Source organism: Pseudomonas sp. ADAK2 TE3594, from assembly GCF_053628675.1.
In genome coordinates this window covers 3476784-3502785 of the sequence record NZ_JBRJGV010000001.1, presented here as the reverse complement: position 1 = coordinate 3502785, position 26002 = coordinate 3476784, and the positions used below count along the sequence as shown (strand labels likewise).

Genomic DNA, 26002 nt, shown 5'->3' with positions numbered 1-26002 from the left:
AAGGTAAGGAACCTGTGGGAGCGGGCTTGCCCGCGAAAGCGGTGTCTCAGACGACATCAATGTTGACTGTGCCGCCGCCTTCGCGGGCAAGCCCGCTCCCACAGGGATTGCGTAGGATCACTGACCGTTCTTCACGGTGCTCCAGACGCGCGTGCGGACGCGCTCGGTCGCCTTGGGCAGCGGTTCAAGGGTGAACAGCTTGGCCATGGCCTCGGCCGATGGGTAAACGGCGGGGTTGTTGCGAGTCGCCTCGGCCACCAGGCGGGTCGCGCTGCGGTTGCCGTTGGGGTAGGACAGGTGGTCGGTGACCGGGGCGATGACTTCCGGGCGCATCAAGTAGTCGATGAACGCCAGGCCTTGTTGCGGATGCGGCGCGTCCTTGAGCAGCACCAACGTATCGAACCACATCGGCGCACCTTCCTTCGGCAGGCTGTAGGCGATCTTCACGCCATTGCCTGCCTGCTCGGCGTTGGTCTTGGCTTCCAGCATCGCGCCGGACCAACCCACCGCCACGCAGATGTTGCCGTTGGCCAGGTCGCTGATGAATTTGGACGAGTTGAAGTAGGCAATATGCGGGCGCAACTTGAGCAGCAGCGCCTGGACTTTCTTGTAGTCCTCGGGGTTGGTGCTGTTGGGTGGCAGGCCCAGGTAATGCAGCGCGACTGGCAGCATCTCCGAAGGCGAGTCGAGCATCGCCACACCGCACTCGCCGAGCTTGGCCAGGTTCGCCTCATTGAACACCAGTTCCCAGGAGTCCACCGGCGCCTTGTCGCCCAACGCGGCGCGGACCTTGTCGACGTTGTAGCCGATGCCGTTGGTGCCCCACAGATACGGCACAGCGTATTGGTTACCCGGATCGTTGTTGGCCAGTTTCGCCAGCAGCCCGGTGTCCATGTTTTTGTAGTCAGGCATTTGCGCGCGGGGCAGTGGTGCAAGTGCCCCGGCCTTGATCAGCGTCGGCAGGCTGAAGTTGCTGGCCACCACCACGTCGTAGCCGCTGCGGCTGGTCAGCAGTTTGCCTTCCAGGACTTCGGCGCTGTCGAAGGTGTCGTAAACCGGCTGGATCCCTGTGTCGCGCTTGAAATCCTGCAAGGTGTTGGGGCCGATGTAGTCATACCAGTTGTAGACGTTCACGGTGGGGGCGTCGGCGGCGACCGCCGAAAGCGAAGCGCAAAAACAGGCGCCCAGTCCCAGGTTGATATGCGAGCGATGACCACTCATGATGCGGCACTCCTGGCCTGCTGCAGGCCGGTGATGATCAGGTGCTTGCAGCGTATCGGCAGGCGGGGGACTCACCCATTCCCATCATGGGTTACTCGAAAGGGGTAGGGCGTGGACGCGTTGCTCAAGGAATTGCCGGTGCACCAAGGGTTGGCGCGGGTCTTTGCGGCGTTGGGGCAGGACGGGTTCTGGCGTGCGCTGGTGGACACGCTACGGCTATTGGTGCCGCTGGATAACGCGTTGGTCGCGGTGATGCGGTCGGGGCGGGTGCCACGGCTGCTGATTGATTTCGACTCCAGGGGCGGTGCCGACGAGCATGAAGAACTGGCGGACTACAGCGCCGGCATGTACCTGCTCGACCCGTTCTACCAGGCCGCTTGCGCCGGTATTGCCGATGGCTTGCACAGCCTGGCCGCCGTGGCTCCCGACCAGTTTCAGCAGAGCGAGTATTACCTGAGCTACTTCCGCTCGGTGGTGGGTAGCGACGAGTTGCAGTTCATGGTCAACGTCGACGGCGCGGTGCTCGGTTTATCGTTGGGGCGCTCGACGGCGTTCACCCTTGAGGAGCAGGGCCGTCTGCTGTGCGTGCGCGACTGGGTGCTGGCGGCCATGCGCCGTCACCTGCAACTGATGCCCCCGGAAGGGCCGACCGCCGAGGCCGTGGCCGGCGATCTGGCGACTTTGCTGGATCGCTTCGACGCGCGTTTGTCGATGCGCGAAGTCGAGACGGCGCGACTGATTCTCCAGGGCTTCTCCAGCAAAGCCATCGCCCAGCAACTGGGTATTTCCCCGGAAACGGTGAAGGTGCATCGGCGCAATCTCTATCACAAGCTTAATGTGAATGGGCATGGGGAGCTGTTTGCGCTGGTGTTGCAGCCGCGTTGATACCTTGTGGGAGCGAGCCTGCTCGCGATCGCGGTTTATCATTCAACACGGCTATCGACTGACCCACCGTCATCGCGAGCAGGCTCGCTCCCACAGGGGGCGGGCGGTGACTCAGTTTTTCAGCGTGAACACCAACGCCTTCAACCCGCACTCAACATCGGCATCGGGGAACTCTGGCGGATTCTCCAGCCGCTGCTCAAACCGCAAGCTTGGCGCTTCGCGGGTGACGCCATCGATGAGAAAGTCCGCACCGAACGCCGGATCGTTCATGCAGGCCAGTACCGTGCCCTGAGGGCTGAGCAATTCCGGCAGGCGGCGCAGCACGCGCTGGTAATCCTTGGTCAGCAGAAAACTGCCTTTCTGAAAGGACGGCGGGTCGATGATCACCAGGTCGTATGGGCCCTTGCCGATCACCTTGCCCCAGGACTTGAACAGATCGTGGCCGAGAAAACTCACCTTGCTCAAGTCATGCCCATTGAGCCGGTGATTGTCGCGGCCACGGCTCAGGGCCGGGCTGGACATGTCCAGATTGACCACATGCGTAGCGCCCCCCTCGATGGCGGCTACCGAGAAACCGCAGGTGTAGGCGAACAGATTCAACACGCGTTTGCCCTGAGCATTGGCCCGCACCCAATCGCGGCCATAGCGCATGTCGAGGAACAGGCCGGTGTTCTGTTTGCGACCCAGGTCCACACGATAATGCAGGCCGCCCTCGGTGATCGTCATCTCCTCGATTGGGTCCCCGAGCAGCCATTCGGTGGTGCTTTGCAGCAAATAGCGATGTTGCAGCAGCAAGGTGTGCGCGCCGGATTGTTGCCACTCCGGCGCCTGAGTGATCTCCATCAGCAAGCGCTTCAACGCCTCCAGTTGCGCAGGGTCTGGCTCCTTGAACAACGAGACCAGCACCACGCCCTGCAGCCAGTCGACAGTCAATTGCTCCAGCCCCGGCCAGCAGCGGCCACGGCCGTGGAACAGCCGACGGGTTTCTGCCGGCGCAGCCGCAAGCGCTGTCAGCAAATGGTCGTGGAGGACGGAGAGGGCATCTGGGTTCATCGGGCAAAGTCGGCCATGCATGGGGGGGCGGCATTTTAACCACAATTATGCGCTGACAAACGGTCGTATTTGTCAGCCTGGACGGAGAATGTCCACGTCAGGTGTATCAAAAATGAATTTTCCACGAAGTCCGCTGTTCATACCTGTAGGTGGGGGATTTGAGCCCGCGCAAATCATTTACGTAATCAGGGAGTGACACAGTCATGGGTCCAGTATCGACGGCGGGCGCGCACTTGTCTGACGGATTGATTCTTGTGGTTGAGGACGATCCGTTGATCCTGGAGTTTCTGTGCGAAATTCTTCAGGAGGAAGGCTTTGCGGTTGTACCAAAAGTCAGCGCAGACGCCGCGTCGCAGTTTCTGGAGCAGCACGCGCCGGAGGTAGGACTGTTGCTGACGGACATCACCATGCCGGGCAAACTCAATGGCGCGGACCTGGCCAATCAGTTCGGCGACCGTTGGCCGGACAAACCGATCATGATCATGTCCGGCTTCGAAACCCCGAAAAGCTCCGGGGTCAAGCATCGGGTTGCCTTCATCAAGAAACCTTGGGCGGTGGGGCAGTTGCTCGATTGTGTGCAAAACGCCTTGCATTCGAACCGGACCGTGTAGGTGCTGCCGCAGGCTGCGTGGGTGATGTACATTGCCTGACAACATTCGCCTGGTTCTGGAAATCGCCCTTTGTCCGTTCAAGCATCCGTGTTCAACACCTCGTACCGCGCCTTTCTGTTCGATATGGACGGAACTGTCCTCAATTCCATCGCTGCCGCCGAGCGGATCTGGACCACTTGGGCCCTGCGCCACGGGGTCGATGTCGATACCTTCCTGCCGACCATCCACGGCGTACGCGCGATCGACACTATCACTCGTCTGGCCTTGCCCGGGGTGGATGCCGAAGCTGAAGCCGCGTGGATCACCGAGGCAGAAATCGAGGATGTGGAAGGGATTGTCGAGGTGGCCGGCGCGGCGAGTTTCCTCAAGTCGCTGCCCGCCAATCAATGGGCCATCGTCACCTCCGCGCCACGGGCGCTGGCCCTGCGCCGAATGGCGGCGGCAGGTATTCCCGAACCTTTGGTGATGGTCACTGCCGAAGATGTCAGTGCCGGCAAACCCGACCCTGCGGGCTATCGACTGGCCGCTCGTCGGCTAGGGTGCGAGCCCACCGAATGCCTGATCTTTGAAGATGCCGCCGTGGGGATTCGTGCGGGCGAAGCGGCGGGTGCCCACGTCATGGTCATCACCGCGACACACGTTCATCCGCTCCAGACCCCGCATGCCACCTTGGCCAGTTATGACTTGGTTGAGGCACGGGTGGATCTCCACAGCCAGATCAGCCTGTACACACTCTGATGTGGGAGGGCTTTCAGTCACATCAATGCTGAATGTGCCACCGCCTTCGCGGGCAAGCCTCGCTCCTACAGGAATCACCGCTACCCCTGTAGGAGCGAGGCTTGCCCGCGAAGGCGGTTAGTAAATCCCCGGAATCAATCGCCAGCTACGGGCGCAGTAAGCCTCATATTCACTGCCAAACTGCGTGCGTAATAGCGCTTCTTCGGAGCGAATGCGGGCGATCAGCGGGATCAACGTCAGCGCCACCAGCAGCAACCCGACCCCGGAACGAAAGGCCAGCGCCCAGCCCACGCCATTGATCAGCAGCCCCAGGTAACTGGGGTTGCGCAAGGTCCGATAAATCCCGTCGGTGACCAAGCGGTGCCCCGGCTGAATCGCCACCAGGCCGCTGAAGCGTTTGCCCAGCACAAACACCGGCCACATCCGCAGCGCGCCGCCACCGATGAACAGCAGCGCGCCCAGCCAACGCACGCCCTCGCTACCGAAGGTCCAGAAGTCGATCCGGTCGGTATAGGCTGGCAAATACCCACTCAACAACCCGAGCACCCCGAAAACCGGCAGCACCCAGCGATTGGCGCGGTCTTCGCGCTCGCCGGAGCTCAGGTTGCCCTCGCTGAACAAAGACACGATCGCCATCACCAGGGTCGCAAGCGCAATGACCACCAACGACGGGTGCGAGAAAAAAGCTGCCAACCCGCCCAGCCCGAACACCGCCAGAGCGAGGTAGGCAAGGGTGCTGAGGAGGGTGAAAAACGCGAGTTTGGCCGAGATTTTCATGACTGACTTCGCAAAAAGACATATGAAACAGTGTAGGAGCTGGCGCAGGGCGGCGCGTTATCGCCAGGACGACAGCCGCGGGGCAGGGTGAACTAAGCTTGGATAAGGATGATTCTATCTGTTCACTCCCGGCTCGTTGAACATCTCGAGGAGCCGGGAGCGTCACAAGGAGCACATGATGCTTCACATCAGAACGCCCCTGATTCTGCACCCGGGCCTGTCGACTCCGGCCCGGCGGATCTGGCTCAAGCTGGAAAACCTGCAACCCAGCGGCTCGTTCAAACTGCGCGGCATGGGCCTGCTGTGCAGTCAGGCGGCGGAGCAGGGCAAGCGCAAAGTGGTTTGTCCTTCCGGGGGTAACGCCGGGTTGGCCACCGCCGTGGCCGCCGCCAGCCTTGGGCTGAAAGCCTGCATCGTGGTGCCGAACACCACCCCGGAAACCACCCGCGCCAGGATCAGGAAAACCGGTGCCGAGGTGATCGTCCACGGCAAGGTCTGGGACGAAGCCAATCAACGGGCCAAAGAGCTTGCAAAGGGTGCGGACACCGAATACGTGCCAGCCTTCGATCATCCAGTGTTGTGGGAAGGGCACAGCACGATGGTCGATGAAATCCTCGAGGACTGTCCTCAGGTCGATGTGTTGGTGACGTCGGTGGGCGGCGGAGGTTTGCTGGCGGGCCTGCTCACTGGACTGATTCGTCATCAGCGCATGGATTGTCGAATCGTTGCGTGCGAAACCCAGGGCGCGGCGTCTTTCGCGGCCGCCGTGAGTGCCGGCCACCCGGTCAGATTGGCGCGCATCGATACCGTCGCCACGTCACTTGGCGCGGCGCAGGTGGCGGCCTGGCCGGTGCAGCACATTCTCGACTTTGCGCACGAATGCGTGGTGCTCAGCGATGATGAGGCGATCATGGGCGTGGTTCGTTACGCCAACGACCTGCGTCAGTTGGTCGAGCCGGCGTGCGGCGTTTCATTGGCAGTGGCTTACCTGGACCATCCGGCGATTGCCGAGGCCCATGACGTGGTGATTGTGGTGTGCGGCGGTGTCAGCATCAGCGCGCAGTTGGTCGCCGGCTGGGCACGCCTGTCCGCTGGAGCGCAAGCAACCTAGGGCTCGAACACCCTCTCAGTGTTGCGAGCCCCACGGCTGACTTTTACAGGTTCAGCGACTGGACCTTATTGAGCGAGGATCGCTTTGGCCAGGTCCTCGTCGCTTGCCTTGAGGTCGGGATGATTTTGTCGAATTTCCTTCAACACCGACTCCAGGTAAACGCCGCGAATCGTACCGCCACTCGCCACGAAGCTAGAGGCATCATCCCGTGCGGGAATCACGATTTTGTCATCCTTGAACGTCGAGTACAGCGATGCGGAGACCCCTGCCGAAGTGGCGACATCTTTTGCATCTACATCGGCCATGGCCGAACCAACGGGCAAACAAAGCACTAGTGAAGATATGAGCAACAGACGGCGCATGACGGCGTCCTCCGAAAGCGTAAAGGAAGTAACACATAATTTAGGATGCCTGACGGTGCTCAGGAGTTCCCCTCCGATTCGATATAGGCACAGGCGAGCGCTCAGAACCGTACGGTAGCCCCAGTGGTCAGCCACTGATCACGCTCGCCCGTCAGGTCGCGGCCGACCACCAGATCGACATCGACCCGCTCGCCAATGTGCAAACGCGGCCCGGCCTGCCAGGCTTGTTCGCCCCCTTGCTGGCCATAGCGTTCGGCGACCAGGGTCAAGGACCTGGCGAGGTCATACTCGACGCCGGTGCCCCAGGTCCAGCGATGGTTTTGCTCGCCGTCGTCATAGGCGTGGGCCCAGCCGGCGTTGACGTTCAGGCGTAATGCTTCAATCGGTTGGTAGGTGAATGGCAGGTTCAGGTCGGCGCCATCGAAGGTGTGGTCACGATTGAAGGCAAAATGCGCTGACCCTGCCAGCGCCAATTGAATGCCGAGGTCTTCGCGGGAGAAGAGTAGGGTTTTGAATTGCGGGCTCAGTTGAGTTTCCGAATCCCCGTCATCGCGGCTGTGCTGTATGGCCGCGCCAAGTTGCAGGTTGGGCAGCCCCTTGAGCGTGCAGTCCTGGGACAACACTGCGTCGCTGGATGAGTGATTATGCCGACCGCTCTGGTACCAGGCGTCGATGTTGCATTCTCCCGGCGCATTGATCGCGGCGTCGTCCACCACGTACGCACCGCCGGCCGCGTTGGCCTTGGAGATCACGGTCAGGAGGGTGATCAGGCCCAGGGTGATACTGATGAACAACAGATTGCGCCGCACCCTCCGGCCTTGCGATGGCGGCAAACTGCGCACAAGGGACATGAAGTGACATGTTGGTTTTTGCATGAGATTTACCTTGAAGTCTTCGATGGCAGGCAGCGGGTCAGCTCCGATCTCCTACCGATAAAGTTTGCAAACCGGCCGCCCGGGCTTGGGCGACCAGTTCTTCGGTGTCTTCGCCGCCGGGCAGGGCGATCACTACGTCCGGTCGGCTGTCGAGCAACATGAAGTGGTTGCGCAGGCGTTCGGCCGACTTGCCGTGTCGCTGCCAATTGGGCGGGTAGCGCACGATGTCGGCGCCTTGTTCCCGGGCCCACTCTTCAATTTCGCCACCCAGAAAGCGGTTGCCGCCATGAATCAGCACATGCACCGGGTGCATGCGCTGGAAGGCGTCGAGTACCCGGCGGCACAGACGGCTGTCGGCGTAATGACGCCCGGCACAGATCAGCAGGCGCATGACGGGTTTTCCTTTGCCTGGTCGATGTTCTCGATCGAGCGCTCGCCGACACGTTCGAGCAGCGGATACGCCAGCGCGGCGATGTGGTGATGCACACGCCGGTAATCACGCAGCACCCGCTGGAAAATATCGCCGGATTCCGCCCAGGTACTTTTGTCTTCCTGCAACTGGCGAAAATGCTCGCGGCTGGCTTCTGCTTCGAGCCTTCTGACGATCTCCTTGCGATGAATCAGTTGGTGCGCGGTGGCGATGTCTTCGCGCAGGAACACGGTGATCGCCAGGCTCAAACTCTCCAGCACGGCATCATGCAGCGGGGCGATGTTGCCCAGTTCGAAGGCCGTGAACTGTTCACCCCGGCGCAAGCGGCGCATGGCCAGCTGTGCGAGGCTGCTGGAAAGAATGTCCGCGGCATGTTCGAGGTTGATCACGAACGTGAGGATTTCTTGGGATCGATCGGCATCGCTGTCACTGATGCCTTCCTTGCCGATGTCGGCCAGATAAGCCCGAATCGCCGCGCTGAGCAGGTCCAGGGATTGATCGATGCGCCGTACTTCATCGGCGCAGCTCGGTAGCGATGTGTGGAACAGCTGGAGCATCCGGCCGAGCATGGCCGAGAGCATGTCGGCCATGCGCAACGCTTCGCGGGCGGCATTCGACAAACCGATGTTGGCCACTTCCAGACCAGCCTCATCCAGGTAGTGCGGCATGCCAGGGTCGACATCCCGCTCAGGCGCCGGCAACAGTCGGGTGAGGGCATTGGCGAGCACGTCGGTCAGACCGATGAACACCAACCCCAGCAGCAGATTGAAACCGGTGTGCAGGCACACCACCAGTGTCGAGGGCGCGAGCGGCGCCTGAGCGAGCAATCCAGCAAACGGCAAGACCACCAGGGCACCGACCGTCCGCACCAGCAGATTGCCCAGCGGCAGGCGTCGGCCAACGCTCAAACCGGCATTGATGACCGAAGGCAGCGCACCGCCGATGTTCACCCCCAGTACCAGCGCGACAATCGTGCTGGCCGAGAGCATGCCGGTGGCGGCCAACGAGACGATCAGCAGCACCACGGCCACGCTGGAGTGACAGAGCCAGGTGAGGATCAGCGCCACCAGCAGTGCAATCAGCAGGTCGCCATCAAGGCTTTGCATGATGAGCTGGAAGATCGGCGTGCCTTCCACTTCGGCGAGTGTCGAACCGAGCATGTGCAGGGCCAGCAGCATCAGCCCCAGGCCGATCAACGCACAACCGACGCTTTCGTAGCGCGAATCATCACGCAGCCGAAAGACGATCAGGCCCGCCAGCAAAACAATGGGGGTAAGCATCGACACATCGGCGCTGAGCAGTTGCCCCACCAGGGTCGAACCGATGTTGGCGCCGAGCATCACCGCCAGTGCCGGCGCCAGTCCCAGCGTCCCGGCAGCGGTGAATGAAGTCGCCATCAGGCTGACGGCGGTGCTGCTTTGCAGGACGCCGGTGATGCCGATGCCGGACAGCAAAGCCATCCAGCGGTTGTTCAGGTTGTGGCCCAGCCACTGACGCAGTGGCGTGCCGAAGCCGCGCAACAGCGCCGAAGAAATCATATGGGTGCCCCACAACAACAGGGCGATGGAGCCTGCGAGGTTGATCAGTAGAGTAGTTCCCGACATGAGGACTCTCCCTTTTTGCGTACTGCATTTATTGACGGCCCGGAAGCCGGAGGGTGGTGCAAAGATGCGGCGAACACAAAAAAACCTGTGGGAGCGAGCCTGCTCGCGATGGCGGTTGTACATTCAACACTTGTGTTGCCTGCCAGTCCGCTATCGCGAGCAGGCTCGCTCCCACATGGATTACGGTGTTCAGACCATCAGAACCATTGCTTGAAGCGACGGATGTAGAGGGTTTTCATGACCTGCGCGAACACGCAGTAGCTGAGCAAGGTGCCCACCAGCCATGGGAAGTACGCCCACGGCAGCGGTTGCAGACCGACCAGCGTGCCCAGTGGCGAGAACGGAATGTAGATGCCCAGCACCATCACCAGCCCGGTCATCAGGATCACCGGCAAGGCGGCGGTGCTCTGGAAGAACGGGATTTTCTGGGTGCGCAGCATGTGCACCACCAGGGTCTGGGACAGCAGCCCTTCAATGAACCAGCCGGACTGGAACAGGCCCTGCATTTCCACACTGTTGGCGGCGAACACGTACCACATCACCGCGAAGGTGGTGATGTCGAAGACCGATGAGGTCGGCCCGATCCACAGCATGAAACGGCCGATGTTCTTCGCGTCCCACTTGCGCGGCTTGCGCAGGAATTCCTTGTCCATCTTGTCCCACGGCAGCGCCAGCTGAGAGATGTCGTACATGAGGTTTTGCAACAGCAGGTGGATCGACAGCATCGGCAGGAACGGAATGAACGCACTGGCCACCAGTACCGAGAACACGTTGCCGAAGTTGGAACTGGCGGTCATGTTCAGGTACTTCATGATATTGCCGAAGGTTTCGCGGCCCTTGAGCACGCCTTCTTCGAGCACCATCAGGCTCTTTTCCAGGAGGATGATGTCGGCCGATTCCTTGGCGATGTCGGTGCCGCTGTCCACCGAAATGCCGACGTCGGCATCGCGCAGGGCAGGGGCGTCATTGATGCCGTCACCGAGGAAGCCCACGGTGTGACCGTTGGCCTGCAACGCCTTGAGCACCCGGGATTTCTGCAGCGGGGTGAGCTTGGCGAACACCGTGCGTTCCTCGACCCGCGCCTGGAGGGTGGCGTCGTCCATCTTCTCGATGTCTTGGCCGAGCAGCGGCGTGCCGGGTTCCAGACCGACTTCGCGGCAGATCTTGCAGGTCACCACGGCGTTGTCGCCGGTCAGCACTTTGACAGTCACGCCCATATCACGCAGCGCGGCGATTGCCGGGCCGGCGGTTTCCTTCGGTGGATCGAGGAAGGTCAGGAAGCCGCGAATCACCAGTTCGCGTTCGTCAGTGGTGGCGTACTGGTTTTTCGCCTGTGCCTTCGGGATCTCACGGGTAGCGACCAACAGCACCCGGAAGCCGTCCTGGTTGTACTCGTTGGCCAGGGCCAGCAGCGCCTGGCGACGCTGATCATCCAACGCCACGACAGTGCCGTTTTCATTGAGGTGGCTGGCGATGGTCAGCATTTCCTCGACCGCCCCTTTGCACACCATCAGGTGATCGTCGCGGCTGTCCTTGACGATGATCGACAGGCGCCGACGCACGAAGTCGAACGGCAATTCATCGACCTTGCTGTAGGCGAACGGCACGCGAAATTTTGGGTTGTTGTTGGCGAACTGCACCACGGCCTGATCCATCAGGTTTTTCAGGCCACTCTGGTGATGGCTGTTGAGCCAGGCCAGCTCCAGCAGCGAATCGTCGCGCTGGCCATTGATGTCGACGTGGTGCTCAAGAATGATCTTGTCTTGGGTCAGGGTGCCGGTCTTGTCGGTGCACAGCACGTCCATCGAACCGAAGTTCTGGATCGCATTGAGGCGCTTGACCACCACTTTGCGCTTGGCCATGGCCATGGCGCCTTTGGCCAGGTTGGCGCTGACGATCATCGGTAGCATTTCCGGGGTCAGGCCGACCGCCACTGCCAGTGCAAACAGGAACGCATCGCTCCAGTCACCTTTGGAGAAGCCGTTGAGCAGGAACACGATCGGCACCATGACCAGCATGAAGCGGATCAACAACCAGCTGACGCTGTTCACCCCACGGTCGAACGCGGTTTGCACCCGCGAGCCGACAATGGCTTTGGCCAGCGAGCCAAAGTAGGTGCGCGAACCGGTAGCGACCACCACCGCTTTGGCGGTGCCGCTGACCACGTTGGTGCCCATGAAGCAGATGTTCGACAGGTCGAGCAGGTTAGACTGATCGGCTGCGCTGCCGGTCGCTGACTTCTGCGCCACATCCCCCAGCGTGTCGTACTTCTCGACGGGCAAGGCTTCGCCAGTCAGCACGGCCTGGCTGATGAACAGGTCGCGGGATTCGATCAGGCGGATGTCCGCCGGGATCATGTCGCCAGCGCTGAGTTGCACGATGTCGCCGGCCACCAGTTCGCGCATCGGCACTTCGCGCAGCACTGGCGGGCGGTCCTTTTGTGGGCGACGCAGGACGGTGGCGGTGGTGCGTACCATGGCTTTGAGGGTTTCGGCGGACTTGGCCGAACGGTATTCCTGCCAGAACCGCAGCAGGCTGCTCAGGCTGACCATGGTCATGATGATAATGACCTTGGTCAGGTCGGCGTCGTCGCCTTGACCCTGGCTGATCGGCAGCCAGTAATCGGTGAAGAAGCTGATGCCGGCCAGGGTCAACAGCACGTAGATGAAGGGATTGTTCAGGGCTTTGAGCAGTTGAACGATGGCGTGAGGCGGCTTGTCGTGGGCGACTTCGTTGTGCCCCCCGCGAGCCAGACGGCCTTCGGCTTCCAGCTCGGTCAAACCGTCAGCGGTGGCGTTGAGGTTGGTGAGGGTGACGGCCAGGCCGTTTTGCGCTTCCCGGGCGGCGCGCATCGACAGCTTGGCGTTGTCGCTGGAGGCGCCGCGGGTGGTTTTCTTTGCGGTTTTTACTAGGGTCATTGCTGTGCTCCTGCCGCAGTCTTGCGGCACGACACACAGGTACTCAGCTAATCAAAGACGAGCGCACGTATGTCGAGCCGCCAATAAGCGATCGAGTCGGATAGTTGTGTTTTGATGTTTTAACGTTCGCTGTCCATCAACTAACACGTGACAGGCAGCGAACCGACTACTGGCTTCGTCCATAACTAATTCCAATAAGTTTTGTTTCTGGCAGGCAATAAGAAGTTATCGGATTTCGTTTTAAGAAAACCGTTCTGGAAGGACTCTGGAAGTGCCATCAAATCAATTGGAAGTGCGTGCCCCAACGTACAGGCCGAGCATCAGGCTCGCCTGCTGGAAAAGGCGCGCGATGCGCCGACTCGGTGGGTCCTGGCTTTCGTCGAAGCTCCAGCGTTGCTGAAGCCGGCCCGTTGTCGGGCAGACGCGCCAGTTGGCACGAGGTTGTGCCTTGGCGTGGGCAGGAGGGGCGGAAAACGGGGCACTGGGCCGAGTCGTCAACAGACGCTCACGGCAAAGCTTGACCCGCATGGTCGATGCAAAGGCGCGTACGCCTGGCATTACAGTGGTTTTGAAGTTCATAACATGCCTCTGGGCCGGACTGATTCCGGTGAGGCAAGTTACGGTGGAGCCTCAGGCTCTAGCGCAGCTCACCGGACCGAAAAGTCGAGTCCCGTCATTGTCTGGGTTATGTGCCAGATCCTGCCTGTTCGCAGTAATCCGACAGCGACTAGATACTGTGTCCATTGGATTCTTTTGTGAGTTGATAAAAGGCCGTTGTTACCGGCCCGGGCAATTTACTCAGCGAGGCTTGTGAAGTCAATCGTAAAAGTCCGCTTAATGGCCGGTTAAACGGGGTTCGGTTATTGAAGTGTGTGGTGGTTCAGCTAATAGACAGTTAATTACCGTTTTGATGGCTGTTGGATTGGAACGTAGGAGCTGCCGAAGGCTGCGATCTTTTGATCTTTTGATCTTTGGTATTTCAGCGGACGCCGAAGATCAAAAGATCGCAGCCTTCGGCAGCTCCTACGCAGACCGTATGCAATCGTCATGGCTGGTGATTTTCTTCATCCTGATCGATTATCGGGAGCGAGGGATGGCTTGAATGGGTGGAGGGCAGGTGAGCGTCGATATCGAATGCGTGGTGGTCGGGGCTGGCGTGGTCGGGCTGGCGGTGGCCAGGGCCCTGGCCCGGATCGGGCGAGAAGTGATTCTGGTCGAGGCAGGCGAGGGGATTGGCGTGGGCATCAGTTCGCGCAATTCGGAAGTGATCCACGCTGGCATCTATTACCCGAGCGGCAGTCTCAAGGCGCAATTGTGCGTGGAGGGCAGGCAACGGCTGTACGCCTTCTGCGATGAGCGCGGCGTCGATTACCAGCGTCTCGGCAAGCTGATCGTGGCCACCGATGACCGTCAGCGCCTTGCCTTGCAGGCGTTGCTCGAGCAGGGCCGGCGCAACGGTGTCGATGACCTGCAATGGCTGGACGCCGGGCAGGCGCGGGCGCTTGAACCGGCGTTGTCCTGCGTTGCCGCGCTCTGGTCGCCGTCCACCGGCATCGTCGATTCCCATGCCCTGATGCTGGCGCTTCAGGCAGATGCTGAAGCGTGCGGTACTTCGATAGCCTTTCACACGCCATTGGAATCGGCCCGTTGCACCGGGCACGGTTTCGAGCTACGCATGGGGGGCGCTCAGCCGATGACGTTGAGCTGTCGCCAGTTGATCAACTGCGCGGGATTGTCCGCGCCTGAAGTGGCGAGCCGGATCGAAGGCTTGCCCGCGCAGCATGTTCCCAAGGCCTGGTTGTGCAAGGGCAGTTATTTCAGTTTCAGCGGTCCGGCACCGTTCCGGCATCTGGTTTACCCGGCACCGGAAAGCGCCGGGCTGGGCGTGCACATGACCCTGGACCTGGGCGGTCAGGCGCGTTTCGGGCCGGATGTCGAATGGGTCGAACAAGTCGATTACCGCGTCGATCCCCGCCGTAGCGAAGGTTTCTATCAGGCGATCCGGCGTTACTGGCCGGCATTGCCCGATAACAGCCTGCAACCGGCCTACAGCGGGATTCGCCCGAAAATCAGCGGGCCGAGCGAACCGGCCGCCGACTTCGTCATCAGCGGCCCGGATGTGCATGGCGTGCCGGGGTTGGTCAACCTGTTCGGCATCGAATCGCCGGGGCTGACCAGTTGCCTGGCGCTGGCCGACCGGGTGGTGCAGCGTCTGATATTGATTTGATGCGCGACGAAATCCTGTAGCCGCTGGCCCAATGTGGGAGCGGGCTTGCTCGCGAAAGCAGTGTGTCAGGCAACATCATTGTCGACTGGCAGTCCGTATTCGCGAGCAAGCCCGCTCCCACATGGCGCCAGCTGCTACGCAGGTCGCCGCGAAGGTGCCGGTTATCAGTGTCTGCGATGCCATTCACCGCGAGGGCTATTCTTGGCAATGCGCCCATCGTCATGGGAGACCTCTGATGATCAACGTACGCACTGCCCGTATGCTCGCCGATTACAGGCGCTGGGCCGATCAGCGACTTTTCGACAGCCTCATGGCGCTGCCACCGGAAGAGCTCAACCGTAAACGGGTGTCGGTGTTCAGCAACATCATCGGCACCTTGAACCACATCTACGTGGTGGACTGCATCTGGCAAGCCCACCTGGAGGGCCGAGGGCACGACTTCAAAACCTCCCATGACCTGCTCCATACCGAACTCCCCGAGCTGCGAATGGCGCAACAGGAGATCGATCAATGGTTCTGTGGATGGAGCTCGGCCCAGACCGACGATTCGCTGGATCAACCCATCGAATTCACCTCCGTCTCGGGGGAAAGCGGGGTCATGAGCGCCGGTGCAATGCTGTTGCATGTGGTCAACCACGCCAGTTATCACCGAGGCTGGGTGGTCCAGATGTACGTCGAGATACCGGCCCTGCCGCCGATCACAGATCTGCCGGTATTTCTGAGCGAGGTTCCGGGGTATTGAGTCGAATTCCCCTGCCCAAAGAAATCCCCTGTGGGAGCGGGCTTGCTCGCGAATGCGGACTGCCAGTCAACAATGATGTTGCCTGGCACACCGCATTCGCGATCAAGCCCGCTCCCACATTGGATCTTCTTTGTGATGGAGATGGTGTCAGGCCTGAGGAATCAAACTCTGCCGGCAATCAAGCACCAACAGCGCACCACCCAGTTCGCTGCTGCCGACTTCCAGCGTAAACCCATGCAAGCTGACAATCGCCGCGACGATCGACAGGCCCAGCCCGAATCCGCTTTGCGGGTTACCGCCCTCGGCGCGATAGAAACGCTGAAACACCGCCTCGCGTTCGGCCAGCGCAATGCCGGGGCCGGAGTCGAGTACTTCGATTCGCGTATGGCCGGCGTCATTCACCCCACGCAAAATCACCTTGCCACCCGGCGGCGTGAATTTGATCGAGTTGCTCAGCAAATTCGCCACGGCTTCGAACAGCAGCGCCCGGTCGCCGTTGAGCCGGGGCAGGGACTCGGGCAGTTGCAGCTCAAAGGTCAGTTCGCCTTCTTCGGCCAGCGGTAGATAAAAGTCATGCAACTCTTGCAGCAACGGCACCGGGTCCAGTTGCACGAAACCCGAACGGCGCTGGCGATCCTCCAGCTCGGAAATTCTCAGCAAGCCACGAAAGCGCGCCATCAAGGTATCGGCTTCGCCGAGCACCGAATCCAGTTGCACGGCCAGCGTCGAACCGTCATCGGCCTGTTGCTGAATCCGGTACAGCTGCGCCCGCAGGCGGGTCAGCGGTGTGCGCAGGTCATGGGCGATGTTGTCGCACACGCCCTTGACCTCGTTCATCAAGCGCTCGATGCGTTCAAGCATGGCGTTGACGATGGCGGCGAGCATGTCCAGTTCGTCACGGCGGTTGGACAGCGGCAGGCGCCGGGTCAGGTCACCGGCGACGATGGCTTCGGCGCTGGCCTGGATCGCCCGGATCCGCCGCAGCGGGCGCCGTCGCAATAAGTGCCAGCCGGCGATGCCGGGCAGAATGGTCAGCGACACGCCCCACAGCAGCGCGTGGAGGATGATCCGGGTCACGGCAAACAACGAACCGTTGTCCCGCACCAGTACCAGCCAGCGTCCGTCCAGGGTCCGGGTCGCCGCGGCATCGCAACTGTCGGTGGGCAGGGTCGGGTCGTCGGCGTCGACGCAATCGCTGAGGATGTGAATCTTGCCGTCCAGCGGCAGGCCTTGGGGGATCTGGCGCAAGGGGCCGCTGAGGTAGCTCCGCTGGTCATCGAACAGGCCATAGGCATCGATGCCGCGAACGTCGAAGGTCACACTGGCGGCGAGGGCGTCCTCCAGTTGCGCGCCCTGGAATCGGGAAAACAGATGCTGACGTTGCATCAACGAATGTTTGGCCAGGGTGTCCAGATAGCTGGACACCTCGTAGTACATGACTCCCATCAGAATCCCGCTCCAGGCCACGAACAGCGAACTGTAGAGCGCCAGCAAGCGGCTGCTGGAGGAGCGCCAGCCTTTAGAGGGGTTCAGCAATGACATAACCCGAGCCTCGCACCGTCCGAATCAGTGGGACTTTGCCTGGCGGGTCGATCTTTTTGCGCAGACGGCCGATGTGCACGTCAATAAGGTTGGTGCCGGGGTCGAAGTGATAACCCCAGACCTCTTCGAAAATCATCATCCGCGACAGAATCTGCCCGGTGTTGCGCATCAGAAATTCCAGCAACTTGTACTCGGTGGGCAACAGCGTCAGCAACTGGCTGTCGCGGCTGGCCTCGTGGCTGATCAGGTTCAGCTCCAGATCGGCCACGCGCAATGTGGTGGCCTGGGCGGTCACGGTGTTTTGCCGGCGCAGCAAGACTTCGACCCGCGCGGCCATTTCATCGGTGGCGAACGGTTTGGTCAGGTAATCGTCGCCGCCGGCGCGCAGGCCGCGCACCCGTTCATCGACATCGGAGAGGGCGCTGATCATCAGGATCGGCGTGGCCACGCCCATGGTGCGCAGGGTGGTGACAATCGCCAGGCCATCGAGCTCCGGCAGCATGCGGTCGAGAGTGATCAGGTCGTAGTCACCGCTGACCGCGCGCGCAAGGCCTTCACGGCCATTGTCGACCCAATCCACGTCGAGGCCGTGGCTACTCAGTTCGGCGACGATTTCCCGGGCGGTCACAGCGTCGTCTTCGATGGTCAAGATGCGGGTCATAGGGCTTGCCTGATAATCGGTTCAATGCGAAGTGGGGCTCATTTTGCCAAGAATTACGCGCGGCTTTTTAAATTAACTTTCATGTTGCCTCGTGAGCCTGGCTGGAACGTTGATATCATCCGGCCATAACTCTAAAGGGAAGCTGCACTGTGCGCACTTTAATGGTTCGTGGCTGGATGCCGATGTTTTTGCTGTTGTTGTGCATGTTCGGCTCATCTGCCTGGGCTGCCAACACGCCATGTTCGGGGAAGAAGGGCGGCATCGATCGTTGCGACGGCGATCTGTTCCTGTGCAATGACGGTTCCATCAGTGGTTCGAAGAAAAGCTGCTCGGCGATGTTTGGTAGTGAAAGCCAGGCGCGTCCGCAGACGCTGTTACAGGATTCCGATGGCTGCGCCTGCGGCACCGGTACCTTCTGCACCGGGCCAAGAGGCGGGGTGTATTGCCTGACGCCCAGCGGCAACAAGAGCTACAAGCGCAAGTAATTCGTTTAGCGCAATGCATAAAACCCGCCGATATGGCCGGCTCCTTGCAAACTGCATGACCCTGAGAAGTTCATTGTTTTCAACTCATTGAAATAGAAAGATTTATCTAAGTAGTGCGACTGGCACGTTGACTGCAATTGCTCGTTTGACGAGTTGTAACACCTGCCTGGAGCACTACAACAATGAACAGATCCTCTGATGGTTTTTATCCTGTCGCAGATGAGTTCAGCACGCTCTCGGGCGTGTCCTGGGCCGCGATCTTCGCCGGGGCCGCGGCGGCTGCGGCGTTATCGCTGATCCTCGTGCTGCTTGGTTTTGGCCTGGGTTTTTCGGCGGTTTCGCCGTGGGCCCATGAAGGTGTCAGCGCCAAAAGCCTGGGTATCTCGACGATTGTCTGGCTGGCCTTTACCCAGATCGTGGCGTCCGGGCTCGGCGGCTACATCGCCGGTCGCCTGCGGGTGAGGTGGGCCTACCTGCACGGCGATGAGGTCTACTTCCGTGACACCGCCCATGGCTTCCTGGCCTGGTGTATCGCGACGCTGGTGACCGCGACCCTGGTGGTCGGCTCGGTCAGCAACATCGTCAGCGGCGGCGTGCAGGCCGGGGCAACGGTCGCCGGCGGTGCCGCCAGCGCCATGACCCAGGCTGCCGGCAGCGCGGTCGGTAATACCGACAATGACCCGTACGGTTACTTCATCGACAGCCTGTTTCGTGATGATCGGCCAGTCGCCGTCAGCGAGGACGCCGTCAATGGCACCGTCACCCGGATCTTCGCGCGCAGCCTGCGTAACGACGGTCAACTGGCGCCCGAGGACCGGACTTACCTGGCACAACTGGTCGCCCAGCGGACCAACCTCACTCAAGCGGACGCCGAACGTCGTGTCGATGAAGTCTATGCCCACACCCAGAAAGCCGTCGCCGACGCCAAACTGGCCGCGCAACAAGCGGCTGACACCGCGGCCAAAGCCGCAGCGTTGACGGCGTTGTGGATGTTCGTCGCGCTACTGGCCGGTGCATTTTTTGCCAGCCTCGCCGCGATCTTCGGCGGTCGTCGTCGGGATGCCGTGGAGTATCTGGAAACCGATGCCTACGTGACCACCACCACAACCACGACGCTGCCCCCTGTTCGCTAACCCAGGAGATCCATCATGCGCTCTATATTGCTGTTCCTTCTCGGCGTACCGATCCCGATCATCATTCTGATTGCCCTGTTCACGCATTGACTCCTTGAGGCGCTTGTCTACGCCGCTTTTACTTCAGGTAGAAGCGGCGTTTTGCTTTTCCGTCCCTGATACAGCGAGAATCTCACAGCTGCTTCCACTTAAATTTTGTGTTGCCTCACAGGAGAAATACCTTGGACAAAAAGGAAAGCAAACGGCAACTGGTGGCGATGCTCGAAAGCGGGCATTCGAAGACCGAAATTTTCAAGACGCTGTCCGGCGGGGAGGTCAAGGATCGGGTGCTGGCGTACTGGATCGGTGCCTATGCGGACCCTGCGCTGTGTCAGCGGCACTCCGGCAAGATCAAGACATTACTGTTTCTGACGATTGCTCAAGCGTTGCTCGGTGCAGTCTTCGGGTTCTTCCTCGGCTCGATGATCGGGCCAGGTGCCGCTGTGTTTTTCACCCTGTTTGCCGCAGGGGTGCCGCTGCTGTTCGCCTGGGGTTTTTACAGGAACGTTGCGCAGGCCTACACCATTTACGTGATCCTGTCCCTGAGCCAGTTTCCGCGAATGTTCCAGGGGTTTGAGGAAGATCCGTTGCTGACGCTCGTTGGTGCGGCAATCACCTTGGGCATGGTGTTTTTCGTCGCTTACCTCAAGACGCTGTTGTTCCCGGATCTGGGCTTCCTCGGCTCGAAGAAGGTCAAAGGACGCTACGTGTTTTCCAACTGACGATCGATGACGAGCGCGGCAGAAATGGAATGCTTGAGGACGCCTTCGCGGGCAAGTCGGATCGCCGCACCGCTCGCTCCTACAGGTCGCCCGCATGATCGGCGATGACCTGTAGGAGCGAGGCTTGCCCGCGAAGACTTCGGTACTGGCGCAACAATTCTCAATCGATCGGCGTACCGACAAACACCTCAAGCCCCTCGGCATACTCTGTGAACGCGCTGATCCGCGCAAACTGCGCAGCCGCCACCTGATCCGGCACCACCAGGTTGGTAAAACTCCAGGCCACCGCCAGGGTAATTCCGTCCTGCGCAATCGAACCGTCGGTCTTCAGCGGCTGTTTTTCCAACTCTCGCTCCAGCGCCGAATACGCCGCGGCCAATTGCCCTTCGACCCGTTCCACCCAAGGCGCGTACTGAATCTCCGCCGGCCGCAGGTTGCGTTCGTAGTAAAGCTGCACCGACTTCTCACATGCCGCCAACGCCAGGCCGATCAGCCGTAGCGAGCGCAAGCGTTGCTCCAGATCGTTGGGTATCAGGCTTTTACCCGGCGCGGCCAGAGCCTCCAGGTAGTCGATGATCAGCGTCGAATCCATCAACACCTCGCCGTCATCCAGCACCAGGGTCGGCGCCTTCACCACCGAGTTGATCTGCTGGAACTGCTCGAAGTTTCTGAACACCGAAACCGACTCGTGCTCCAGCGGTATGCCCAGGCATTTGGCGGAAATGGCGACGCGCCGCACATAGGGCGAATCCAGCATGCCGATCAGTTTCATTGAGCCTCTCCTCGACGGTCCTTGGGGGATGGACAACCTTAGCTGAGGTTCAGCGACCTGCAAACGGTCTCGCGCTAATCCTCAAAGGCTAATCTTCAAAGCCTACCTGCTCATGAATCTCATCGACCTTCAATTCCAGTCGATAAGCCACGGCGATAAACAGCGCCTGGCACAGGCACAAGGTCGCACTCAACGAACGGAAGGCAAACGAACTGCCTTCGTTGACCAACAGCACCGTGTTGGCGCGCTTGGCCAAAGGTGAAAGGTTGCTGTCGGTGATGATCAGGGTTTTCGCCTGATGGTGCTGGGCAATACGCAGGCAGTGCTGGGTTTCCTTGCCGTAGGGCGTGAAGCTGATGGCGATCACCAGGTCATTGGCGCGCACGCTGCGCATCTGCTCGCGGTAACTGCCGCCCAGGCCCGACACCAGATGGATGCGCTTGTTGGTGTGTTGCAGGTTGTAGACCAGGTAATCGGCCACCGCGAACGAGCGGCGCACCCCGACCACGTAGATGTTGTCGGCATTCACCACCAGGTCCACGGCCTTGTCGAAGGCCTGGTCATCGAGTTCCAGCCCCAGCCGCTCGATGCCCGACAGGGTGGCGTTGATGCATTCGCGCGCCAGGTCGCCGCCGCTGGCTTTCTGCGACTTGTTGGCGATCATGCTGCGGATGCGTTGCTGGTAGTTCTGCACCGGCGTGGTCTTGTGGGTGTAGGCCTCGCGAAACAGTGCCTGCATTTCGCTGAAACCGCTGAACCCGAAACGCTGGGAAAACCGCACGATGGCCGACGGGTGCACTTCGCATTCACGAGCGATGTCACTGATGCGGTCGACCATGATCCGGTCGCTCTGCTGGCTCATGTAACTGGCGATGCGCTTGAGCTGGCGCGGCAGGCTTTCGTATTCATCGGTGATCAGCTGCAACAAACGCTCGGCATTGATCGGAGGGCTGGCGAGATCGCTGTCGGGCGTGCTCTCGGTCGTAGCCGGCTGATCGGTGCGGGACATAAGGAATCCTTCTGGCTTGTGCTTATAGAGATGACAGGTCGCGTCATCCCCTGACAATAGGTTGGCTGTGCGCAGTCTACAGGGTAGGCCGGAATAAAATCTTGGGCTTGCGCCCGCCTTGGGGTCTGCTGAAACGATGCACTGTGTCTGGAACGCTTGTGTAAAAGTTTATTGGAAAAAATATTCCACGTAAAAAATATTTAGAATAATTATTGATTGTTCGGTCCCGGTCGTTTTAGTCTGCATCCACCAAGAGTGTTCGGCGCCTTCATCGCCCCGAACGCAGGCTGATAAAAATAACAGGAGCCAGCATGGGCCAGACTCGTTTTGCCAGTGGGCGTCAATTGGATCTGATTTGCCTGGGGCGCCTAGGCGTCGACCTCTATGCGCAGCAAGTCGGGGCGCGGCTGGAGGATGTGAGCAGCTTCGCCAAATACCTCGGCGGTTCGTCCGCCAACATTGCTTTCGGCACCGCTCGGCTGGGTCTGAAATCGGCGATGCTGAGCCGGGTAGGGGACGACCACATGGGCCGCTTCCTCGTTGAATCGCTGACCCGCGAAGGCTGCGACGTCAGCGGCATCAAGGTCGATCCGGAACGCCTGACCGCCATGGTCCTGCTGGGCCTCAAGGACCGCGAAACCTTTCCGCTGGTGTTCTACCGCGAAAACTGCGCCGACATGGCGTTGCGCGCCGAAGACATCAGCGAAGCCTTTATCGCCTCCAGCAAAGCCTTGCTGATCACCGGCACCCATTTCTCCACCGACGGCGTCTACAAGGCGAGCATCCAGGCGCTGGACTATGCCGAGAAGCACAACGTCAAACGGGTGCTGGATATCGACTACCGCCCGGTGCTCTGGGGCCTGGCCGGCAAGGCAGACGGCGAAACCCGGTTCGTTGCTGATCAGAACGTCAGCCAGCACGTGCAGAAAATCCTCCCGCGCTTCGACCTGATCGTCGGCACTGAAGAAGAATTCCTGATTGCCGGGGGCTCCGAGGATTTGCTCACTGCATTGCAAAACGTCCGGCGCCTGAGCGCGGCGACGTTGGTGGTCAAGCTCGGCCCGCAAGGCTGCACGGTGATTCATGGAGCGATTCCGGCGCGTCTCGAAGACGGCGCGATCTATCCCGGCGTGCGCGTCGAAGTGCTGAATGTGCTGGGGGCCGGCGATGCCTTCATGTCGGGTTTCCTCAGCGGTTGGCTGGAGGACGCCAGCGACGAGCGCTGCTGCCAGTTGGCCAATGCCTGCGGCGCTCTGGTGGTGTCGCGCCACGCCTGCGCCCCGGCGATGCCGACCCGTGCCGAACTCGACTATCTGTTCAACAGCCCGGTGCCAATCACCCGGCCGGATCAGGACGCCGCGTTGCAGCGCCTGCATCAGGTCAGCGTGCCGCGCAAACAGTGGAAGCAACTGTTCATCTTCGCTTTCGATCATCGCGGGCAACTGGTGGAACTGGCCCACAAGGGCGGTCGCGACCTGAGCAGCATTGGCGAACTCAAACAACTCTTTATCAAAGCCGTGGAACGGGTCGAAGCGGATTTGCGTGAGCAGGGCGTCGACGCCGACGTCGGCTTGCTGGCCGATCAACGTTTCGGTCAGGACTCGCTGAACGCTGCCACCGGTCGCGGCTGGTGGGTGGCTCGGCCGGTGGAAGTGCAGGGTTCGCGGCCATTGGCGTTCGAGCACGGTCGCTCGATCGGCAGCAACCTGATCGCCTGGCCGCAGGAACAAATCATCAAGTGCCTGGTGCAATTTCATCCCGACGACGAGCCGCTGCTGCGTCTGGAGCAGGAAGCGCAGATCAAGGGTTTGTATCAGGCCTCCCAGGTCAGCGGTCATGAACTGCTGCTGGAGATCATTCCGCCCAAGGATCACCCATCACCGCATCCGGACGTGCTGTATCGCGCGCTGAAACGCCTCTACAACCTGGGCATCTACCCGGCGTGGTGGAAGATCGAAGCGCAAAGCGCCGAGGAATGGAAACAACTCGACGAGCTGATTCAGGAACGCGATCCGTATTGCCGTGGTGTCGTGCTGTTGGGCTTGAATGCACCGGCGGCAGCGTTGGCCGAAGGGTTTCAGCAGGCCAGCCAGAGCCAGACCTGTCGTGGTTTCGCCGTAGGCCGGACGATTTTCCAGGAGCCGAGCCGCGCGTGGATGGCCGGTGAAATCGACGACAAAACGCTGATCCGCCAGGTGCAGGGCACGTTCGTCGAATTGATCGAAGCCTGGCGCACGGCCCGGGCCTGACGTAACACCGCGTTATCGTTCTTCGCGGGCAAGCCTCGCTCCTACGGGAAGCTGCGGTGTTCTGTAGGAGCGAGGCTTGCCCGCGAAGGCGGCCTCAGACTTAACGGTAATTTAGAAAACAATAAAAGGTGCAGCCATGCCCGCTATCCGAATTGGCATCAACCCGATCTCCTGGAGCAACGACGACTTGCCGTCCCTCGGTGGCGAGACGCCGTTGAGCACCGCCCTCAGCGAAGGCAAGGACATCGGCTACGAAGGCTTCGAACTCAACGGTAAATTCCCCAAGGATGCCAAAGGCGTCGGCGACGTGCTGCGGCCTTACGATCTGGCGCTGGTGTCCGGCTGGTATTCCAGCCGTCTGGCCCGCCGCTCCGTGGCCGAGGAAATCGACGCCATCGCCAACCATGTCGAGCTACTGGCGAAGAATGGCGCCAAGGTGCTGGTCTATGGCGAAGTCGCCGACTCGATTCAAGGTCAGCGCATTCCACTGGTCGAGCGCCCGCGTTTCCACACCGAGCAGGCCTGGCAGGAATACGCCGACAAACTCACCGAACTGGCACGCTTCACCCTGTCCCAGGGCGTGCGCCTGGCGTATCACCATCACATGGGCGCCTACGTCGAATCCCCGGCGGACATCGACAAACTGATGGCATTGACCGGCAGCGAAGTCGGCCTGCTGTTCGATTCGGGCCACTGCTACATGGGCGGCGGTGAACCCTTGCAGGTGCTGCGCAAACACATCGAACGCATCTGCCACGTGCATTTCAAGGACGTGCGCAAACCGGTGGTGCAACTGGCGCGCAACAACCTGTGGAGCTTCCCGGACTGCATCATCAACGGCACCTTCACCGTGCCCGGCGATGGCGACATCGACTTCGGCGCCTTGCTCGACGTCCTGCTGGGCGCCGATTACCACGGCTGGCTGGTGGTCGAGGCCGAGCAGGATCCGGCGGTGGCACCGAGTTACGTCTATGCCAAAAAAGGCTACGACACGCTGCGTGCGCTGCTCGACGAGAGGATTAAGTGATGAGCCTGTTGGTCAAAAGCAATGCTCGCGGGCGGACCATGGTCGAGTTGGGGCAGGGAGCGCTGGAATACGTCGGCTTCGCCGCGTACCGCCTGAGCCTCGGCGAAACCCTGCCGGTCAGCGCCGGTGACAAGGAACTGTGCCTGGTGCTGCTCAGCGGTCGGGTCAGCATCAAGGGCGAAGCGCCGGGGCAGGGCGCGTTCAATTGGGACAACATCGGCGATCGCCAATCGGTGTTCGAAGACAAATCGCCGTTCGCCGCGTACTTGCCACCGGGCAGTCAGGCGCAAGTGGTCGCACTCAGCGACGTGCAGATCGCCGTCTGCGCCGCGCCCGGTTCGACCGCCGAAAATCACAGCCCACGGCTGATCAAACCCGACAGCATGAAACGCAGCGTGCGCGGCAAGGGCGCCAACACCCGTTACGTCTGCGACATCCTGCCGGACACCGAGCCAGCCCATTCGCTGCTGGTGGTGGAAGTGCGTACGCCGTCCGGGCACTCCTCGAGCTACCCGCCGCACAAGCACGACACCGACGATCTGCCGCACCAGAGCTTTCTCGAAGAAACCTATTACCACCAGATCAATCCGCCCCAGGGCTTCGTGTTCCAGCGGGTCTACACCGACGACCGCAGCATCGACCAGGCCATGGCCGTGGAAAACAGCGACCTGGTGGTCGTGCCCAAGGGCTATCACCCGGTCAGCGTGCCCTACGGCTACGAGTCGTATTACCTGAACGTGATGGCCGGACCGAAACGCGTCTGGCAGTTCCACAACGATCCGCAGCACAGCTGGCTGTTGGATCTCTGA

Annotated in this window: 25 protein-coding genes; 12 read left to right on the top strand and 13 right to left on the bottom strand. The window is 60.8% G+C overall.

Annotation, left to right across the window (positions count from 1 at the left end):
- Positions 1 to 117: 117 nt before the first annotated feature.
- Complete coding sequence (locus AB7M22_RS15445) at positions 118 to 1221, bottom strand: polyamine ABC transporter substrate-binding protein (protein ID WP_454186955.1); 1104 nt, start codon at positions 1219 to 1221, stop codon at positions 118 to 120.
- Positions 1222 to 1332: 111 nt separating this feature from the next.
- Between AB7M22_RS15445 and AB7M22_RS15440 the strand changes: the two genes are divergently transcribed.
- Positions 1333 to 2106 (top strand): LuxR C-terminal-related transcriptional regulator, encoded by a 774-nt coding sequence (locus AB7M22_RS15440; RefSeq protein ID WP_454186954.1) that lies wholly within the window; start codon positions 1333 to 1335, stop codon positions 2104 to 2106.
- Positions 2107 to 2217: 111 nt separating this feature from the next.
- Here AB7M22_RS15440 and AB7M22_RS15435 read toward each other — a convergent pair whose 3' ends face one another.
- On the bottom strand, positions 2218 to 3159 hold the full coding sequence (locus AB7M22_RS15435) for a class I SAM-dependent methyltransferase (RefSeq protein WP_454186953.1): 942 nt from the start codon (positions 3157 to 3159) through the stop codon (positions 2218 to 2220).
- 203 nt (positions 3160 to 3362) lie between these two features.
- On the opposite strand from AB7M22_RS15435, the gene AB7M22_RS15430 reads away from it, so the two are divergent.
- Complete coding sequence (locus AB7M22_RS15430) at positions 3363 to 3770, top strand: response regulator (protein ID WP_454186952.1); 408 nt, start codon at positions 3363 to 3365, stop codon at positions 3768 to 3770.
- Between the two features lie 69 nt (positions 3771 to 3839).
- Complete coding sequence (locus AB7M22_RS15425) at positions 3840 to 4508, top strand: HAD-IA family hydrolase (RefSeq protein ID WP_454186951.1); 669 nt, start codon at positions 3840 to 3842, stop codon at positions 4506 to 4508.
- A gap of 117 nt (positions 4509 to 4625) precedes the next feature.
- Here AB7M22_RS15425 and AB7M22_RS15420 read toward each other — a convergent pair whose 3' ends face one another.
- Positions 4626 to 5285: a methyltransferase family protein gene (locus tag AB7M22_RS15420; protein ID WP_454186950.1), complete on the bottom strand. Its 660-nt coding sequence runs from the start codon at positions 5283 to 5285 to the stop codon at positions 4626 to 4628.
- A 178-nt stretch (positions 5286 to 5463) separates the two neighbouring features.
- On the opposite strand from AB7M22_RS15420, the gene AB7M22_RS15415 reads away from it, so the two are divergent.
- Entirely contained in the window at positions 5464 to 6396 is a 933-nt protein-coding gene (locus AB7M22_RS15415) for a pyridoxal-phosphate dependent enzyme (protein ID WP_454186949.1), read from the top strand.
- Between the two features lie 65 nt (positions 6397 to 6461).
- Here AB7M22_RS15415 and AB7M22_RS15410 read toward each other — a convergent pair whose 3' ends face one another.
- From AB7M22_RS15410 to AB7M22_RS15385, 6 genes are all read right to left on the bottom strand, one after another.
- On the bottom strand, positions 6462 to 6758 hold the full coding sequence (locus tag AB7M22_RS15410) for a DUF2388 domain-containing protein (protein WP_008012177.1): 297 nt from the start codon (positions 6756 to 6758) through the stop codon (positions 6462 to 6464).
- 101 nt (positions 6759 to 6859) lie between these two features.
- The gene (locus AB7M22_RS15405; RefSeq protein WP_454186948.1) at positions 6860 to 7633 is read right to left on the bottom strand and encodes a hypothetical protein; all 774 of its coding nucleotides are present in this window, start codon (positions 7631 to 7633) and stop codon (positions 6860 to 6862) included.
- A 37-nt stretch (positions 7634 to 7670) separates the two neighbouring features.
- A complete protein-coding gene (locus AB7M22_RS15400; protein ID WP_454186947.1) occupies positions 7671 to 8024 on the bottom strand; it encodes an SLOG family protein in 354 nt (117 codons plus the stop codon).
- Entirely contained in the window at positions 8012 to 9667 is a 1656-nt protein-coding gene (locus AB7M22_RS15395) for a Na/Pi cotransporter family protein (RefSeq protein ID WP_454186946.1), read from the bottom strand. The genes AB7M22_RS15400 and AB7M22_RS15395 overlap by 13 nt, the downstream gene beginning before the upstream one ends.
- Positions 9668 to 9864: 197 nt before the next feature.
- A complete protein-coding gene (gene mgtA, locus AB7M22_RS15390) occupies positions 9865 to 12585 on the bottom strand; it encodes a magnesium-translocating P-type ATPase (RefSeq protein ID WP_454186945.1) in 2721 nt (906 codons plus the stop codon).
- A gap of 282 nt (positions 12586 to 12867) precedes the next feature.
- On the bottom strand, positions 12868 to 13164 hold the full coding sequence (locus tag AB7M22_RS15385; RefSeq protein WP_454186944.1) for a hypothetical protein: 297 nt from the start codon (positions 13162 to 13164) through the stop codon (positions 12868 to 12870).
- A gap of 538 nt (positions 13165 to 13702) precedes the next feature.
- On the opposite strand from AB7M22_RS15385, the gene AB7M22_RS15380 reads away from it, so the two are divergent.
- Positions 13703 to 14812: an NAD(P)/FAD-dependent oxidoreductase gene (locus tag AB7M22_RS15380; RefSeq protein ID WP_454186943.1), complete on the top strand. Its 1110-nt coding sequence runs from the start codon at positions 13703 to 13705 to the stop codon at positions 14810 to 14812.
- 235 nt (positions 14813 to 15047) lie between these two features.
- A complete protein-coding gene (locus AB7M22_RS15375; protein WP_454186942.1) occupies positions 15048 to 15554 on the top strand; it encodes a DinB family protein in 507 nt (168 codons plus the stop codon).
- Positions 15555 to 15701: 147 nt separating this feature from the next.
- On the opposite strand, the gene AB7M22_RS15370 is transcribed toward AB7M22_RS15375, so the two are convergent.
- Both AB7M22_RS15370 and AB7M22_RS15365 read right to left on the bottom strand, forming a co-directional pair.
- The gene (locus AB7M22_RS15370; protein WP_454186941.1) at positions 15702 to 17096 is read right to left on the bottom strand and encodes a sensor histidine kinase; all 1395 of its coding nucleotides are present in this window, start codon (positions 17094 to 17096) and stop codon (positions 15702 to 15704) included.
- Positions 17074 to 17757, bottom strand: a complete 684-nt coding sequence (locus AB7M22_RS15365; RefSeq protein ID WP_048397077.1) for a response regulator transcription factor — start codon at positions 17755 to 17757, stop codon at positions 17074 to 17076. The genes AB7M22_RS15370 and AB7M22_RS15365 overlap by 23 nt, the downstream gene beginning before the upstream one ends.
- A 161-nt stretch (positions 17758 to 17918) precedes the next feature.
- Between AB7M22_RS15365 and AB7M22_RS15360 the strand changes: the two genes are divergently transcribed.
- From AB7M22_RS15360 to AB7M22_RS15350, 3 genes are all read left to right on the top strand, one after another.
- Entirely contained in the window at positions 17919 to 18242 is a 324-nt protein-coding gene (locus AB7M22_RS15360; protein WP_454188821.1) for a YdcA family protein, read from the top strand.
- 182 nt (positions 18243 to 18424) lie between these two features.
- Complete coding sequence (locus AB7M22_RS15355) at positions 18425 to 19375, top strand: hypothetical protein (protein ID WP_454186940.1); 951 nt, start codon at positions 18425 to 18427, stop codon at positions 19373 to 19375.
- 221 nt (positions 19376 to 19596) lie between these two features.
- A complete protein-coding gene (locus tag AB7M22_RS15350; RefSeq protein ID WP_454186939.1) occupies positions 19597 to 20136 on the top strand; it encodes a hypothetical protein in 540 nt (179 codons plus the stop codon).
- Positions 20137 to 20296: 160 nt separating this feature from the next.
- Here the strand turns inward: AB7M22_RS15350 and AB7M22_RS15345 are convergent, their stop codons facing one another.
- Together AB7M22_RS15345 and AB7M22_RS15340 are read right to left on the bottom strand one after the other, a co-directional pair.
- Positions 20297 to 20908, bottom strand: a complete 612-nt coding sequence (locus AB7M22_RS15345) for a glutathione S-transferase (protein WP_454186938.1) — start codon at positions 20906 to 20908, stop codon at positions 20297 to 20299.
- 88 nt (positions 20909 to 20996) lie between these two features.
- On the bottom strand, positions 20997 to 21917 hold the full coding sequence (locus AB7M22_RS15340) for a MurR/RpiR family transcriptional regulator (RefSeq protein ID WP_007907898.1): 921 nt from the start codon (positions 21915 to 21917) through the stop codon (positions 20997 to 20999).
- A gap of 311 nt (positions 21918 to 22228) precedes the next feature.
- Between AB7M22_RS15340 and AB7M22_RS15335 the strand changes: the two genes are divergently transcribed.
- From AB7M22_RS15335 to iolB, 3 genes are all read left to right on the top strand, one after another.
- On the top strand, positions 22229 to 24166 hold the full coding sequence (locus tag AB7M22_RS15335; RefSeq protein WP_454186937.1) for a bifunctional 5-dehydro-2-deoxygluconokinase/5-dehydro-2-deoxyphosphogluconate aldolase: 1938 nt from the start codon (positions 22229 to 22231) through the stop codon (positions 24164 to 24166).
- A 136-nt stretch (positions 24167 to 24302) separates the two neighbouring features.
- Positions 24303 to 25193: a myo-inosose-2 dehydratase gene (gene iolE / locus AB7M22_RS15330; RefSeq protein WP_454186936.1), complete on the top strand. Its 891-nt coding sequence runs from the start codon at positions 24303 to 24305 to the stop codon at positions 25191 to 25193.
- Complete coding sequence (gene iolB, locus AB7M22_RS15325) at positions 25193 to 26002, top strand: 5-deoxy-glucuronate isomerase (RefSeq protein WP_008012142.1); 810 nt, start codon at positions 25193 to 25195, stop codon at positions 26000 to 26002. Before iolE ends, iolB begins: the two co-directional genes overlap by 1 nt.